This window comes from bacterium (assembly GCA_040755755.1).
GTDB lineage: Bacteria > SZUA-182 > SZUA-182 > DTGQ01 > DTGQ01 > DTGQ01.
In genome coordinates this window covers 66,902-82,896 of sequence record JBFLZW010000022.1, presented here as the reverse complement: position 1 = coordinate 82,896, position 15,995 = coordinate 66,902, and the positions used below count along the sequence as shown (strand labels likewise).

Sequence of the window (15,995 nt, the reverse complement as noted above, 5' to 3'; positions counted from 1 at the left end):
TCACCCCCCTCTCCTCTGACACCGTGGGCAGAAACAGGTGCTGCGGCCCGCCACCTGAATTTTCTCTATCCTGGTGCTGCATCGACGGCACGGGAGGCCACACCGGCCATAAACCAGGTGCTGGTTTTGATATTGGCCCTGCTTTCCTGATGATTCAACATAATCGCGGATTGAAGATCCCTGATGCCGGATAGCGTCCTGAAGAACGCTTTGCATGGTGTGGTAGAGAGCTTGTATCTTTTCGGTGGATAACCGGGCTGCCGGGGTTTCCGGGTGGATCCCGGCATGGTGCAGGGTTTCATCCACATAAATGTTTCCAAGGCCCCGCAGGAAAGCCTGGTTCAACAGTACGGCCTTGATTTTTCCTCTCCTGGACTGAAGCCTTTCCCGGAAGCAGGGAAAGGAGATTTCCAGAGGATCGGGTCCGACAAAATTGCCATCGCGCCACTTCGTCCATTCTTCAGCAGTCAGGATCTGGATGTATCCAAACTGCCGGATGTCCCGGTACCGTAATTCCAGCTCTCCTCCGTCGAGCGAGAAAATGACATGGGTGTGCTTGCGGACAGGATCCCGGGGAAGATTCACCAGCAGTTGTCCGGTCATTTTCAGATGAATCCGGGCATACCATCCCTTTGAAAATTCCAGAATGATGTTTTTCCCCCAGCGGAAGGCGTTGACCAGGGTTTTACCGACCAGATTCTCCGGGACACCCTGCCCCGCAGCACCGATGATCTTGGGCAGGTAAATTTTCAGGTCAGTGACTTTTCTTCCCAGAATGCGTGGCCGCAGACTTTGGACAATGGTTTCGACCTCCGGCAGTTCCGGCATAAAATCTCCTCACAAATAACAGATTACGAGCATAAAAAGCCAGCATAATACAAAAGGCCGGTAAAAATCAAGGTCAGGATTTGTGCTTGACATAAGCTCTTTTCCTATGATAAATTGAAACAAAACATTACTGAATACTTTATACTTCTTGTCTGTAGGAGGATGTACCATGATACAAAAGAGGCGGCTTGCGGTTTTCCTCTTGATATTTATGAGCTTTATCAGTTTGTCCTGTATCCGGATGGCTAATGCGCAGACCATTCCCAAAGAAGCGAAAAATCATAATCAAAAGGGAAACGAATACTGTGAGAAAGGGGAATTTGAAAAAGGGATTGCCGAATATGAAAAAGCCATCAAGCTGTATCCCGGATTTACCGATGCCCTGTACAATGCAGGTCTGACCTACTACCTGGATTTAAAGGACTATGCCAAGGCAATTTCTTATTTCAAACGGTTCATTCAGCTCGAAGGTGACACTGCCGATGGCAAGCAGGTCAAAAAATGGCTGACTGAGGCCGGACAGAAACTGGCTGCTGCAAAAAATACCCGGCCAAAGGAAGCAGCACATCAAGCGCAGCAGGCCCAATCGGCACAGGCGAAAGAGGTACCCCCGGCGAAGAGCGATCAAAAAGCCTCTTCATCATCCCAGCAGGTAGCGGCTCAGGTGGCAGCTCCGTCTCAGCAGACGGCAGTATCCCAGGGGACAGTGATGGCTCCCCAGGGAACCGCGCAGGCAGCAGCCTCATCCGCTCAGGAGAGCGCACCCGCGCCATCCCAGGCGGCTGGCCAGGCGGCAGAGCAGCCACCGGCATCCCCGGTGGAAAGCCCGGCCCCGGTGGAAAGCCCGGCAGCAGTGGCCGCGATTCCTCCTTCCCCTGCTCTTCCCGGGCAAGAGACAATGCCGCAGGAAGCGGCGCCACAGCAGGCAGCACCCCAGGAGATTCAGCCGGTCCCCGCCGAATTGAGCCAGCAGCAGGCTGCCCCCGCCCCCCGGACACCGGAGGAAGAGGCCCGGGCATATAAAGAGAAGGGGAACGAATACAACAACATGGGGAAACCTGAAGAAGCGGTGAAAGAGTATTTGAAAGCGCTGCAGATTTATCCGCAGTATACGGATGCTTTATATAATATTGCCAAGACCTATGATTTCAGCCTGAAGGATTATGCCAATGCAATCCGCTACTATCAGCAGTTCCTGCAATTCGAATCCCCGAACAGCCGGGATGCGGCCCAGGTGAGGATCTGGCTGGGAAGAGCAGAAGAAGTTTACCAGTCGCAGACCAGGCAGGCCAAAGAGCAGCCGCAAAGCGGCAGCCAGTCTGCATCTCAGCCGACAGCCGCACCTGCCCTGGCGACAGCCAGGGTACCGGCAGTAAAAGCTCTGAACAGGGGAAAGAAAGAGGGAGATTATTATATCAAGGAATTTCTCCCTGTCCCTGCGGATACCCCGGCAAAGGCCAAAGACGAGGCCAGGAGCACTGAAACCCGGCAAGCGGAGCTGCAATCGGCAATTATTTCCCAATCTCCTGAAGTCGCGGTCCAGCCTCCGGCACCGGCAGTTGTTGCCCAGTCTCCGGCAGCGGCGGCCATACCTCAGTCCCCTGCCCAGCAACCGGCAGCCGCTGTTCCTCTGCCGCAGGCAACGCAGACCAGACCGGCTTCCGCAGGCCCGGCGGCCCAGCCATCCGGCGGCCGGGAAATTCTTCTTGAAACCATCATCCCCAGGGATGTCCAGGCCGCTGACCTGGTACCTCTGGTCATGAGCCAGATGCAGAAGGAGATTACCGAGATACTCACCCAGGCCAAAGCGCAATCTCCTGAAGAATTGGCCAGGTTATACCTGTCCAAAGTCCAGAGCGATATTTTACCCTCCGGTGAAAGGGTCTCTTCTTTCCGATTAGGAGGTAAGGAACTGGCTGATATTCCCTATGTCCGCATCCTGACCGAGGCGGAGAAGCAGGAGATGGAAAGGGAAAAATGGGAATTGATCAGGACCAGGAAATCACCGGCCAGGTTGAAGGAGGTACTGACTGCTTTACGTGATGGATACAGAGTTGTTCCCCAATAAAACCAAAGGAGGACCCTGGGATTGGACCAGCAGTATGAAGAAGATATAAAAGCCTCTTTGCGAATGACAAACCGGGAATTCAGGCAGTTGGAAAGTCTTCATCAGCACTACGAACAGGAACTGGCATCTTTAGCCGGCAGCCACCACTTGACCCAGGATCAGGTGATTAAACAAACCGATCTCAAGAAACTCAAACTCCAGGCCAAGGACCGCATGGCCCAGATTATTCGCCAATACCGCAATCAAATTCATTAAGGAGGAGTCAGGAGTCAGAAGTCAGAAGTCAGAATAAATACTTTTCCTCCTGACTCCTGTGTTCTGACTCCTGACTCCCGGTTTCTCTATTCTTAACAAAAATTCGAGGGGAAGATGAAGAGTCAAGACATTACCAAAGGATTAGAGAGAGCACCGCACCGGGCCTTATTATACGGAACCGGATTTCCCAAAAGCGCACTGGATATGCCCAAGGTAGGAATCGCTTCCTCCTTTACCGACCTGATTCCGGGGCATGTGGGTATGCGAGACCTGGAAAGAGCCATTGAGAAGGGGATCCATACCGGCGGAGGGTATGCATTTTTGTTCGGCATTCCCGGCATCTGTGACGGAATCGCCATGGGTCATTCGGGGATGAAATACTCTCTGCCGTCACGGGAATTGATCGCCGACATGGTGGAAACCATTGCCTCGGCCCATTGTCTGGACGGGTTGATCCTGCTGACCAATTGTGATAAAATCACGCCCGGCATGTTAATGGCCGCAGCCCGGCTCGATATCCCGGCCATCGTGGTCACCGCCGGTCCGATGATTTCCGGACGGTATAAGACCAGAAGGTTATCGCTGGTCCGGGATACCTTTGAGGCAGTGGGCAAGTGTCAGCAGGGATTGATTTCTGAAGAGGAAGTCGAGGCACTTGAAATCGAGGCCTGCCCTGGAGCCGGTTCGTGTCAGGGAATGTATACGGCAAATACCATGGCCTGCATTACCGAAGCCCTTGGCATGTCACTGCCCGGTTCAGCTACCGCTCTGGCTGTCTCGGCCAAAAAGAAAAGACTGGCCTTCGAAAGCGGACGACAGGTAGTGTCTCTGATCAGGGATGGAATTACCCCCCGGCAGATCATGACACCGGCGGCTTTCGAGAATGCCATTCGGGTTGACCTTGCCCTTGGAGGCTCGACCAATACGGTTTTACATATCCCGGCCATTGCCGCAGACGCGGAAGTGGATACTCCGCTTGAGCTTTTTGACCGCCTGAGCAGGGATACCGCACATATTGCCAGTCTTCGGCCGGGTGGTGAGCACTTTATGGAAGATCTTGAATTCGCCGGTGGCATTCCGGCAGTATTGAAAAGGCTTGCCAGCAAGCTCAAAGATAATCCGACCGTCTGCGGCCAGTCCATTGTCCGGATCGCCGAACAGGCAGAGATCTTCGATGAGGATGTCGTTCATTCTCTGGATAACCCCTATCATGCCGAGGGAGGAATTGCGGTTCTGCGGGGAAACCTGGCCCCGGATGGCGCCATTGTCAAACAGTCGGCGGTGAGTGAAAAAACCCTGCGGTTTTCCGGCCAGGCCCGGGTGTTCGATTCCGAAGAGAAAGCCATGCAGGCTATTATGAATAAACAAATTTCCGAAGGCAGTGTGGTGATTATTCGATATGAAGGACCAAAGGGAGGTCCGGGCATGCGCGAGATGCTCTCTCCCACGGCTGCCCTGGTTGGCATGGGCCTGACCGAATCGGTGGCTCTGATTACCGATGGCCGGTTTTCGGGAGGAACACGAGGCCCCTGCATCGGCCATGTCTCGCCTGAAGCTATGGAGGGAGGGCCGATTGCCCTGATTCAGGATGGAGATCGGATCACGATTGACATTCCTGCCCGACAGTTGATCTGGGAGGTGGATGAAAAAACAGAAGCTGAGCGACGCAGGCAGTGGACTGCTCCGGCAGGCCGGGTCCAGAAAGGGTATCTCAAGCGCTACGCACAACTGGTGACTTCGGCCAATACGGGAGCTGTTCTTCGAAAATAAGAGCGAGTTGGGGAATGTATCTGCATCTGCCGTTATTTTCTTTCCCACCCCACGAACATCCATAGACCACCAAAATGATGGGAGCAACCCGTGAAAATCAGCGGATCGGAAATATTTATTCGCAGTCTGAAGGAAGAAAAGGTAAGTCATGTTTTCGGCTTTCCCGGAGCAACGATCCTGGGTATTTACAACCAGTTTCTGGAATCGGATATCAAGCACATTCTGGTTCGGCATGAGCAGGGAGCGATTCATGCCGCTGACGGCTATGCCCGTGCTTCCGGAAAGCCGGGAGTATGCCTGGTCACCTCCGGTCCGGGAGCCACGAACACCGTGACCGGCCTGGCCACCGCCTTTATGGATTCCATCCCGGTCGTGGTCTTTACCGGCCAGGTCCCCACCAGCATGATCGGCAACGATGCCTTTCAGGAAGTGGATATTGTCGGCATTACCCGCTCCATTACCAAGCATAATTACCTGGTCAGCCAGGTCAAGGACCTGGCCAGAACCATCAAAGAGGCTTTCCATATCGCCACCACCGGAAGACCGGGGCCGGTGCTGGTAGACCTGCCCAAGGATGTGCTCCTGGACGAGACCGAGTTTCATTATCCTGCCGAGGTTTCGATTCGCGGTTACAAGCCAAACTATGTCGGGCACCCCAAACAGATCGAATCGGCCCTCAAATTGATTGCCAGGGCCAAACGTCCGCTCATCTATTCCGGCGGAGGGGTCATCCGTTCCGGAGCGGCCCAGGAGCTGCTCGATCTGGTCACCAAAACCAGTATCCCGGTTACCAGCACCCTGCTGGGCCTGGGAGGCATTCCCGGCGACCATCCCCTGTTTCTGGGAATGCTCGGCATGCATGGAACCAAGTATGCCAATCTGGCGGTCACGGATTGTGACCTTTTGATTGCCATCGGGGCCAGGTTCGATGACCGGGCTACGGGAAAACTGGAAAAATTCGCTCCCAAGGCCAAATATGTTCACATCGATATCGATCCTGCAACCATCAGTAAAAACGTACGGGTCCATATACCGATTGTCGGCGATGCCAGACTGATTCTCCGGGAAATCAACAAAAACGTGGTTCCCGGCGATTATGCGGCCTGGATCGAGCGGATCGGAGAATGGAAAAGGGATTTTCCGCTTTCCTATCAGCAGGATGATGAAACCATCAAGCCCCAGTACGTGATCGAGCAGATCTACGAGCTGGTCAAGGACCGGGCCATTATTGCCACGGATGTCGGCCAGCATCAGATGTGGGTGGCCCATTACTATAAATTCAATGACCGCAGGACCCTGATAACTTCCGGAGGTCTGGGGACTATGGGCTTCGGATTTCCGGCAGCCATCGGTGCCCAGGTTGCCTGCCCTGACAAGCTGGTCTTTGATATTGCCGGAGACGGCAGCTTCCAGATGGTCCTCCAGGAACTGGCTACGGCAGTGCAGCATAACCTGCCGGTGAAGATAGCGATCATCAATAACCAGTGTCTGGGAATGGTCCGGCAGTGGCAGGAGTTATTCATGCACAAGCGCTACTCCGGTATCTGTCTCAAGTGTGCTCCGGATTTTGTCAAACTGGCCGAGGCCTACGGAGCCGTGGGTCTTCGGGCCAGCAGGCCGGATGAAGTGCGCACGGTGATCAGCGAGGCTATTTCGGTTGATAAGCCGGTGGTTATCGATTTTCGGGTCGCTTGTGAGGAAAATGTGTTCCCCATGGTCCCTGCCGGTGCAGGGATCGAGGAAATGATGTTATCGTAAGGAGAGGTTTCCCCTTTGAAAAAAACAGGTGCGAAAATATTTGTCGAGACGTTGCTTGAGCATGGCGTGAATACGATGTTCGGCTATCCAGGCGGAGTGCTGCTGCCAATTTACGATGAGCTTTATCATGCTCCGATCCGCCACATTCTCTCGCGGCATGAGCAGGGTGCAATCCATGCAGCGGATGGATATGCACGGGCCACCGGCAAGGTAGGTGTCTGCATGGCCACCTCCGGCCCCGGTGCCACCAACCTGGTCACCGGACTGGCGACCGCCTTTATGGATTCCGTTCCCGTGGTTGCCTTTACCGGCCAGGTTTCAACACACCTTCTGGGCATTGACAGCTTCCAGGAGGCGGATATCTACGGCATCAGCATTCCGGTAACCAAGTATAATTACCTGGTCAAGGAGACATCCAGATTAAAAGAGGTGATGTATGAGGCCTTTCATCTGGCGATCAGCGGACGGCCCGGGCCGGTGCTGATCGACCTTCCCAAGGATGTCCAGACCATTCAGATCGATGATCCGCCGGTTCCTGCGCTGACCCTGCCGCAAAGGAGGCCGCATCTTGATCCAGTCGAACGGGATCGGCAGCTTGAGAAGATCCTTTCACTGATCCGGGACGCCAAACGGCCGGTAATATATGCCGGAGGCGGGGTCATCAAATCAGACAAAGCACATGAGGCTTTGCTGCGACTGGCTGAGAAGGCTCAGATGCCGGTAACCACCACCCTGATGGGCAAGGGAGGTTTTCCGGAAACCCATTCCTTAAGCCTGGGAATGCTGGGCATGCATGGAACGCGGTATGCCAACTACGCGGTCGCCAAGTGTGATCTTTTGATTGCAGTCGGGGCCAGGTTCGATGACCGGGTAACCGGGGAGCCCTCGACCTTTGCCAAAGAGGCGAAAATCGTCCATCTCGATATCGATCCGGCAGAGGTGGGAAAGATCATTCAGGTGGATGCTTGTCTCATTGGCCAGGCCAGGGACCTTCTTCAGGAGCTGGCTGACCGGGTCGAACCCCAGGCCCACGAAGAGTGGATTTCGCAGATTGCCCAGTGGAAAAGGGATTTTCCTCTTTCCTATCCGAAGAAAGAGGGAGTGATCAGCCCCCAATATGTCGTTGAGCAGATTTATGAAAAAACCCGCGGTGAGGCGATCATCACCACCGAGGTAGGGCAAAACCAGATGTGGGCAGCCCAGTATTTCAAAAGCACCCGGCCCAGGACCTTTATCACTTCAGGAGGGCTTGGGACTATGGGTTATGGATTTCCGGCTGCAATCGGAGCCAAGATCGGATGTCCGGACCGCATCGTGTTCGATATCGCCGGAGACGGCAGCTTCCAGATGAATATTCAGGAGCTGGCCACTGCCGTTTACAATAAGGTCAATGTCAAGATAGCCATTTTGAACAATGGATTTTTAGGCATGGTCCGGCAGTGGCAGGAGCTTTTCTACGGCCGCAGGTATTCTCAGACCACACTCAACGGGAACCCGGATTTCATCAAGATTGCCGAAGGGTATGGGGCGCTTGGCATCCGGGTGGAAAAACCCGAAGATGTGCCTTCCGCCATAGAGCGGGCTATTGCCGAGGATCACCCGGTGGTTATCGATTTTCATGTTGACCCGGAGGAAAATGTCTACCCCATGGTGCCGCCCGGAGGGGCCATCCATAATATGCTGGATAGGAAAGAGTAAATGAGACACATTATCTCGGTTCTGGTAAGAAATCATCCCGGAGTATTGTCGCATGTGGTAGGTCTGTTTACCCGGCGCTCATATAACATCGAAAGCCTGGCTGCCGGGGTAACGGAAAATCCCGATGTCACCCGGATCACTATCGTGGTCACCGGAGACGATCTGGTACTGGACCAGGTCATGAAACAGGTTAACAAGCTGGTCGATGTGTTGAATGTCACCGATTTGAAATATGATCAGGCTATCACCAGAGAGCTGGCCATTATCACCGTCAAAACCACGCTCCAGACCAGAGGGTCAGTTATCGAGATTGCCAATGTCTTTGGAGCGAAAGTCGTTGACATGTCGGAAGACACTATCACCCTTGAGCTTTCGGGAACCGAAAGGGTGCTCCAGAATCTGATGCGCCTGCTGAATCCTTTCGGCATCAGCGAAATGGCCAGGACCGGCATGATTGCCCTGGCCATGAAAAGCAGTGAATAAATAGCAAGCGATCTAAAGAAGCAGCTATCACAAGAGGAGAGGGAGAATCGTGCGACATACCATATCTGTATTTGTGGAGAACAAGTTCGGAGTACTGGCCAGGATTTCCAGTCTGTTCAGTGCCCGGGGATTCAACATCGACAGCCTGTCGGTTGGTGAGACCATTGATCCGAGCATTTCGCGGATGACCATTCTCACCAGCGGTGATGACCAGATTATCGAGCAGGTGATCAAGCAACTGCGCCGCCTGGTGGATGTAATCAAGGTCAGTGATCTGACTCAGAGCGATTATGTGGAGCGGGAGATGGTCCTCGTCAAGGTGGACGCACCTCAGACTCACCGGGCGGAGATTCTGCGGATTTCCGACATCTTCCGGGGAAAGATCGTTGATGTGAATCCCAAAACCATGACTATGGAAGTCACCGGGGATGAGGGCAAGATCAATGCCCTGATCGACCTGCTGAAACCCATCGGCATCAAGGAAATCGCCCGGACAGGGAAAGTGGCCATGTCGAGGGGAAAACAGGAAAAGAGCTCCGGAGCCAGGATCCAGGAGGCAGCGGCCAACGGGGAGTAAAATCAGTGGTCAGTGATGATTGATGAATATCTGGAGTTATCAAGCCATACGAGCTTCCACGCTCATCAGGGGAAAAGAGACCCATTATGCAGCGATTGGCTGGAGCAGCACTGATTCTATTATCGATGTTGATCATGACGGATTGTTATGCCGCCGGTGGATCCAGTGAATTTAAATTCAATGTGTATCAGAAAATAGAAAGCTACAGATGGGCAGAATACAATGAGTATGGAGAACGTCTTCTGGAAGAAACCGGCCCGATCTATGGTGCAGGTTTTACATTCTCGGGGAAAATCCCGCCGAAAATAAAAACCGCTGTCCATCTGATGCTGAAAGGCAAGCTGGAGATATTTGGCGGCACGGTGGATTATGACGGGCAAACCTGGGGCGGCGACCCGGTAACGAGCGACGTAGACTATTTCGGCTACAGGCCTGAGCTTACCGTCGGACCAGGATTTACCATACCGAGAAACTCCAACATCTCCGACGGTCTCTTTGTCCAATTTGGCCCCTTTGCCGGGTTAGGTGTTAAGCACTGGGACAGAGACATTAACGATACAACGTATCAGGAGAGCGATGATCTATATCCAACCTACGTACATGGGTATACGGAAACATGGACGTGCATTTATGCTCCATTAGGCATCCGGGGTGATATGGTCTTTCCCAGGCATGGCATTAAAGGATTCATTGAATTTGTAGCCAAAATTCCCCTGGATAATGAAAACACATCAGATGATGTAGTGGAAGGTGAGCATGTCACAATCAAGCCTGGGGAAGAGGTTTCTTACTATTTTGAAACAGGTGTTGCCTGGCAAAAGTCTCGATTTCCGGGAATCAGAGCCAGCTTCTTTTACGAAACTTTGAGATTCTCCCAATCGGACCCGGTTAAAGTCAGAATGTGGGATAGATATCGTTACCTCTCCCAGCCAAGATCGGAAGCTGATATGTACGGCTTACATATCGGAGTAGTCTTCTAGCCTCTGGCAGCCAGTCGCGGATCAAACCGAAATCATGCTTTCTCAAGGAAAAGGGGATGAAAAAATCGTACATTCCCCATTTGCAATAAACAAAAGGAGGTTATATAATGGCTAAAATGTATTATGAGCAGGATGCTGATTTAAAGTATCTCCAGGACAAAACCATTGCCGTAGTAGGTTATGGAAACCAGGGAGCTGCCCAGGCGAGGAACATGAAGGACAGCGGCCTCACGGTAATCATCAGTGATATCATGGGAAGCCGGCAGTGGAGTCAGGCTGAAAAAGATGGCTTTACGGTCATGCCTACCAGGGATGCGGCAGCCAGGGCCGACGTGATTCAGGTCCTGGTTCCCGATCAATATCAGGCCGATGTTTATGCCCAGGATATCAAAGATCATATGACCAGCGGCAAAGCCCTGGTGTTTTCCCACGGCTTCAACATCCACTTCGGACAGATTGTGCCGCCCTCCGATGTTGATGTTTATATGGTAGCGCCCAAGGGACCGGGATTTTTAGTCCGGGAGACCTATGAGCAGGGCAATGGCGTGCCAGCCCTGATCGCGGTCCAGCAGAATGCCAGCGGGAAGGCCAAGGAGCTGGCCCTGGCTCATGCCAAGGGAATCGGAGCTACCAGAGCGGGAGTTCTGGAAACCACCTTTGCCGAGGAAACGGAAACGGACCTGTTCGGTGAGCAGGCGGTTTTGTGCGGCGGCCTGACGGAGCTGATCAAGGCCGGTTTCGATACCCTGGTTGATGCTGGATATCAGCCGGAGATCGCTTATTTTGAATGCCTCCATGAGGTAAAACTGATTACCGATCTCATCTATGCCAAGGGATTCTCCGGCATGCGGCAGGCAATCAGCGATACTGCCGAATACGGGGATTTGACCCGGGGAAGCCGGGTGATCAACGAAGATGTGCGCGATGAGATGCGGATGATCTTAGCCGAAATTCAATCAGGAGAATTTGCCAGGGAATGGATTCTTGAAAATAAAGCCAACCGGCCGGTGCTGAATGCTCAACGGAGAATTCAGAAAGAGCACTTGATAGAGCAGATTGGCCAAAAAATTCGAGGAATGATGAGCTGGCTGAAAAAGTGAAGTAATGATGCGTATTCCAATAGCTAAACAAGGTTTTCCCTTTATTCTTTTTTTTGCTGCATTGACGATTGTGGCTCTGCTGACAGGTTTTCCCCTGGCAGCAGGGCTTCTTTTTTTTGTGACCCTCTTTGTGCTCTTTTTCTTCCGCGATCCGGAGCGGACGGCCCCGGAAGATGAGCACCTGATTGTTTCTCCAGCAGATGGCACGCTGATCCAGATTCGCGAGATCCCGGCTGGAGATGTTCTGGGATGCCCCGGCATTCAACTCAGCGTGTTCATGTCTCTTTTCAATGTTCATGTCAACCGGATGCCTTTGCGGGGAAAGGTCCTGAAAAAAATGTATAACCCCGGGAAATTTCTTCCCGCCTTCCGGGAGAAGGCCTCGCTTTTGAATGAGCAGCTCACGCTGATGCTCGATACTGCAGGAGGGCCGGTCCGGATGACTCAAATCGCCGGGCAGGTGGCGTGCAGGATCGTGTGCTGGGCAGAGGTAGATGACACTCTGGACAAGGGCAAGCGATTTGGTCTCATCAGGTTTGGGTCCCGGGTCGATTTATACCTGCCCCGGGAGAATACGGTTATTATCACCAGGGTCGGAGACCGGGTAAAAGCCGGGGAGAGTGTTTTGGCACGCTTTTCCTCGCTGCCGAACAAAGTATGACAAAGAGGCTTGTGCGCCTCATTTGTCGCCTCTATGCTGCTCATGGTATTTATTGAGATAGTCCATGACGACATACTGATCCGATTCCGGGGCGAATGAGAGAAACTGGACTCCGATGCCCGGCAATTGATGGGGGACATCCCAGGGCCTCATCCAGGCAACCCGAATAACGGCTTGAATCGGCTCTGGTGCCACATCATGAATCTGGACCTCAAGCCTGAGGTCGGGTTGGAAAGGAAATATGGTGGTGATAAACATTCCCCCCTGGGATATATTGAGGGTATTAGCCCGCAGAAAATCGGAAGAGTGATCCTGCCTGATCAGTACCCGCAGGATAGACCTGTATCGCTTGTATTTGCGGGCATTGGCAGCAAGGATTTCTTCCTCCTGAAGTTTGGCAAAAAACTTTTGGAGGAAAATATCCAGGCGCTCAACCGCCCGCTGCTCCATGAGGAGGACATCCACCTGGTCCTGCCGGGGCCTGATTTTCAGGATGGAAGGAGAATGCGACAGGGAATTGAGCTTTTCAATGTAGAGCCTTCCATGACCGAGACTCAGTTTCAAATCGACGAGGATTAAATCGTAGTAGCTCTTCAGACATTGCTGGTAGGCTTCATTCAATCCGGATGCCAGGTCGAACGGAGTAATATTTTTCAGATAATGATCATACTTTGTCCTGTTCGCTTCATCCGTGACAACCAGAAGGATTTTTCCCTTGACCATGGGTGAATGTCTCCATCGCGGGTGGGTGAATATCTCCGAAGCGGGTAAAAAAATCTATACAGGATATATCAGAAACGAAAAGGACCGTCAAGCATAAAGTACCCTCACTTAACAAGGGCAAAGGAGTTATATGGACCTGCAAAATCGCCTGAAGCAAATATTTCAACGAAGCATCGAGGCCAAAGAAGTTTTCCTGAAATCAAACCTCAACCTTCTGGAAACCGCTGTCTCGCGGATTGTACTCTCCCTGCAGAGCGGCGGCAAGGTTATGCTGTTTGGAAATGGCGGCAGCGCAGCCGATGCACAGCATCTGGCTGCGGAGTTTGTCAACCGGTTCTTATACGATCGTCCGGCATTGCCCGCCATCGCACTGACTACTGACAGCTCGGTTCTGACCAGCATCAGTAACGATGCTGCTTATGATCACATCTTCAGCCGTCAGATCGAGGCTCTGGGGAGGGAAGGAGATGTGGCCATCGGCATCAGCACCAGCGGCAATTCACCCAATGTATTATTGGGGCTGCAAAAAGCGCGGGAGATGGAGCTCTATACTATTGCCCTGCTTGGCGGCGACGGAGGAAAGATCAAGGCTGCGGCTGATCTTTGCCTCATTGTTCCCATCCGGGAAACGCCCCGCATTCAGGAAACCCACATCACCATTGGTCATGCCATCTGTGAATTGGTGGAAGAAGCGATTTTTCCGAAAGGGGCAAAAGGCGCATGAGTCAAAAACCATCTTCTCCAGCGTCATTCTCGCCCCTGAAGTTTGAAAAGCTCAGGACAAAACCTCTGGCCGAGCGAAAGAGCAAGGTGAGGATAGAGCTGTTTGCCAAACCAGGGAAACAGGGCCAGACATTTTCCCAATTCCTGGACGGGCTGCCCAGGATTCTGGCTGGCCAGGATTTTCTCGAAGTGATTGACCGGGTGGTCCAGGCTGTCAGAGAAAGCAAGGGCGTTGTTCTGGCCATGGGTGCCCACGTGATCAAGTGCGGCTTAAGTCCGGTTGTGATCGACCTGATGCAGCGGGGCGTGATAACCGGCCTGGCGTTCAATGGAGCGGGGATTATCCATGATTATGAACTGGCCATTCATGGTCAGACCTCGGAAGATGTCGATCAGGCCATTGTCGGGGGAGAATTCGGCATGGCCGAAGAGACCGGCAGACAGATCAATCAGGCCATCAATGAAGGAGTGGAATCAGGGCTTGGCCTCGGTGAATCCATAGGCAAATATCTCGTTGAGCTTAACCCTCCCCATGTCGGTTCCAGTCTCCTTGCAGCCGCCTGCCGGTTGAGGATTCCGGCAACGGTCCATATAGCCATCGGGACAGATATCATCCATATGCATCCTGAAGCCCGGCCAGACCTTTTGGGCCAGGGGAGCATGCTGGATTTCCGGCTGCTGTGCTCGGTTATCACCTCGCTGCATCAAGGCGGTGTGTATTTCAATATCGGCTCTGCGGTTATCCTGCCCGAAGTTTTCCTGAAAGCCCTGACCCTGGTCCGGAATCTTGGCTACCCCTTACGTGATTTTACCACCGTGAACCTGGATTTCATCCAGCACTACCGCCCCAATACCAATGTGGTCCGAAGGCCGATCATTGGCGGCGGAAAGGGGTACTCCCTGACCGGTCATCACGAAATCATGATCCCCCTTCTGGCTGCCGCCATCCTGGAACGGCTGGGGGCCTGATAGCGGTTCTCAATTGCGAATGCTACAAAAAAACAAAAACAAAGACAAAGGCAAAGGACACTACAGAGGCGCAGAGAATGGCCGAAAATGCTATCCTCTGCGTCTCTGCGTCTCTGCGGGAGAAATACCAAGGCATATGGAGGGTGGGGCTGCTTTTTTGCCCCACCGGATACTGCAGGCGATCTCTTTGTCGAGCCTAAAATGAAAAAACAGCGGGTGTAGTACCATGAAAAGTTCTCGAAAAAGGGAGCGGGTTGATAAGCTCCTCTTTGACCGGGGTCTTGTGCCCAGCCGGGAGAAGGCAAAGGCCCTGATTATGGCTGGCTGTGTATTCAGCGGCGAGATGCGGATCGAAAAACCCGGCCAATTGGTGCCCCTTGAGGCTCCACTGACAGTCAGGGAATCGGACAACCCGTATGTGAGCCGGGGTGGGCTCAAGCTTGAGCGGGCTTTGCGCGAGTTTGCCCTGGATGTCCAGGATAAGAGGGCATTGGATATCGGAGCGTCAACCGGCGGATTTACCGATTGCCTGCTCCAGCATGGCGCTGTCCGGGTTTATGCCCTTGATGTCGGATATGGCCAGATGGACCCCAGGATCGCCCGCGACCCGCGGGTGGTTCACCGCGAGCGGGTAAATGTCCGGCACGGGGTGCCGTCAGATTTTTCCGGACCTTTCGATTTGGTCACTATCGATGTCTCGTTCATCTCCCTGCGTCTGGTGCTCCCGGTAGTCAAAGAGTTTCTATCTGCCGAAGGTGAAATCGTGGCCCTGGTCAAACCCCAGTTTGAAGTGGGCAAAGGCCAGGTAGGCAAGAACGGGATTGTCCGCGATCCTGAAAAACATGCCACTGTTCTGCGGGAAATCATCGATTATGCTCAAAGCCTTGGCCTGTGTTTCCGGGGCCTGGTGACATCGCCAATCACCGGGGCCAAGGGGAACCTGGAGTTTCTGCTCCGCCTGGCCCGGTCCGGAGAACAGGCAACTCTTGAGGCAATCGAGCTGGCCATTCAGCAGCGTTGATGCTGAGCTGCAGTGGGGGAGTTGATAATGGAGATAATCAAGGTCATCTACTCCAGTTTTTACTATTGATCTTGATCATTGCTTGGTGATATATTGGGTATTGTAAATAGGGTGTGTAGAAAAACTGAAAGGGCGCACGATGAATGATCCATTAGCCACAACAGCCAGGGTATTCAAGAGAGTTACGCTGGATGATATTTATTCAGCCATTGATGAGGTTAAACATCGACAAGAGGAAAGCTCCCGGTATTTTAACCAACGTCTTGATACTATGAATCAGAGGATTGATAATCTGGGTCAGAGGATCGATAACCTGAGTAGCCAATTAAACCAGAAAATCGATTCTCAAATCGTACAGATAAACCAGAAAATCGATTCTCA

Annotated in this window: 16 protein-coding genes; 14 read left to right on the top strand and 2 right to left on the bottom strand. The window is 52.9% G+C overall.

The genetic code is table 11. The features are described 5' to 3' along the window. Nucleotides 1-828, bottom strand: a complete 828-nt coding sequence (mutM, locus tag AB1611_07750; protein MEW6379487.1) for a bifunctional DNA-formamidopyrimidine glycosylase/DNA-(apurinic or apyrimidinic site) lyase — start codon at nucleotides 826-828, stop codon at nucleotides 1-3. A gap of 169 nt (nucleotides 829-997) precedes the next feature. Between mutM and AB1611_07745 the strand changes: the two genes are divergently transcribed. From AB1611_07745 to AB1611_07700, 10 genes are all read left to right on the top strand, one after another. Then, nucleotides 998-2,896, top strand: a complete 1,899-nt coding sequence (locus AB1611_07745) for a tetratricopeptide repeat protein (GenBank protein MEW6379486.1) — start codon at nucleotides 998-1,000, stop codon at nucleotides 2,894-2,896. A 21-nt stretch (nucleotides 2,897-2,917) separates the two neighbouring features. Next, the gene (locus tag AB1611_07740; GenBank protein MEW6379485.1) at nucleotides 2,918-3,151 is read left to right on the top strand and encodes a hypothetical protein; all 234 of its coding nucleotides are present in this window, start codon (nucleotides 2,918-2,920) and stop codon (nucleotides 3,149-3,151) included. 114 nt (nucleotides 3,152-3,265) lie between these two features. Further along, entirely contained in the window at nucleotides 3,266-4,921 is a 1,656-nt protein-coding gene (ilvD, locus tag AB1611_07735; GenBank protein MEW6379484.1) for a dihydroxy-acid dehydratase, read from the top strand. Between the two features lie 90 nt (nucleotides 4,922-5,011). Continuing rightward, the gene (gene ilvB, locus AB1611_07730) at nucleotides 5,012-6,679 is read left to right on the top strand and encodes a biosynthetic-type acetolactate synthase large subunit (protein MEW6379483.1); all 1,668 of its coding nucleotides are present in this window, start codon (nucleotides 5,012-5,014) and stop codon (nucleotides 6,677-6,679) included. Between the two features lie 15 nt (nucleotides 6,680-6,694). Beyond that, nucleotides 6,695-8,377 (top strand): biosynthetic-type acetolactate synthase large subunit, encoded by a 1,683-nt coding sequence (gene ilvB / locus AB1611_07725; GenBank protein MEW6379482.1) that lies wholly within the window; start codon nucleotides 6,695-6,697, stop codon nucleotides 8,375-8,377. Continuing rightward, a complete protein-coding gene (gene ilvN, locus AB1611_07720; protein MEW6379481.1) occupies nucleotides 8,378-8,860 on the top strand; it encodes an acetolactate synthase small subunit in 483 nt (160 codons plus the stop codon). It abuts the gene before it with no gap. A 49-nt stretch (nucleotides 8,861-8,909) separates the two neighbouring features. Further along, nucleotides 8,910-9,437, top strand: a complete 528-nt coding sequence (gene ilvN / locus AB1611_07715) for an acetolactate synthase small subunit (protein ID MEW6379480.1) — start codon at nucleotides 8,910-8,912, stop codon at nucleotides 9,435-9,437. Nucleotides 9,438-9,523: 86 nt separating this feature from the next. Next, entirely contained in the window at nucleotides 9,524-10,417 is an 894-nt protein-coding gene (locus AB1611_07710; protein ID MEW6379479.1) for a hypothetical protein, read from the top strand. A 107-nt stretch (nucleotides 10,418-10,524) separates the two neighbouring features. Continuing rightward, a complete protein-coding gene (gene ilvC, locus AB1611_07705) occupies nucleotides 10,525-11,517 on the top strand; it encodes a ketol-acid reductoisomerase (GenBank protein ID MEW6379478.1) in 993 nt (330 codons plus the stop codon). Between the two features lie 4 nt (nucleotides 11,518-11,521). After that, complete coding sequence (locus tag AB1611_07700) at nucleotides 11,522-12,178, top strand: phosphatidylserine decarboxylase family protein (protein MEW6379477.1); 657 nt, start codon at nucleotides 11,522-11,524, stop codon at nucleotides 12,176-12,178. 18 nt (nucleotides 12,179-12,196) lie between these two features. Here AB1611_07700 and AB1611_07695 read toward each other — a convergent pair whose 3' ends face one another. Continuing rightward, nucleotides 12,197-12,901 carry a PilZ domain-containing protein gene (locus AB1611_07695; protein ID MEW6379476.1) on the bottom strand — a complete coding sequence of 235 codons (705 nt, stop codon included), beginning with the start codon at nucleotides 12,899-12,901 and terminating at the stop codon, nucleotides 12,197-12,199. Nucleotides 12,902-13,031: 130 nt separating this feature from the next. Between AB1611_07695 and AB1611_07690 the strand changes: the two genes are divergently transcribed. From AB1611_07690 to AB1611_07675, 4 genes are all read left to right on the top strand, one after another. Continuing rightward, a complete protein-coding gene (locus AB1611_07690) occupies nucleotides 13,032-13,625 on the top strand; it encodes a D-sedoheptulose 7-phosphate isomerase (protein MEW6379475.1) in 594 nt (197 codons plus the stop codon). Then, nucleotides 13,622-14,593 carry a hypothetical protein gene (locus AB1611_07685; protein ID MEW6379474.1) on the top strand — a complete coding sequence of 324 codons (972 nt, stop codon included), beginning with the start codon at nucleotides 13,622-13,624 and terminating at the stop codon, nucleotides 14,591-14,593. Before AB1611_07690 ends, AB1611_07685 begins: the two co-directional genes overlap by 4 nt. Nucleotides 14,594-14,819: 226 nt before the next feature. Beyond that, nucleotides 14,820-15,614 carry a TlyA family RNA methyltransferase gene (locus AB1611_07680; protein MEW6379473.1) on the top strand — a complete coding sequence of 265 codons (795 nt, stop codon included), beginning with the start codon at nucleotides 14,820-14,822 and terminating at the stop codon, nucleotides 15,612-15,614. A 139-nt stretch (nucleotides 15,615-15,753) separates the two neighbouring features. After that, a partial coding sequence (locus AB1611_07675) for a hypothetical protein (GenBank protein ID MEW6379472.1) occupies nucleotides 15,754-15,995 on the top strand: 242 nt, incomplete at its 3' end.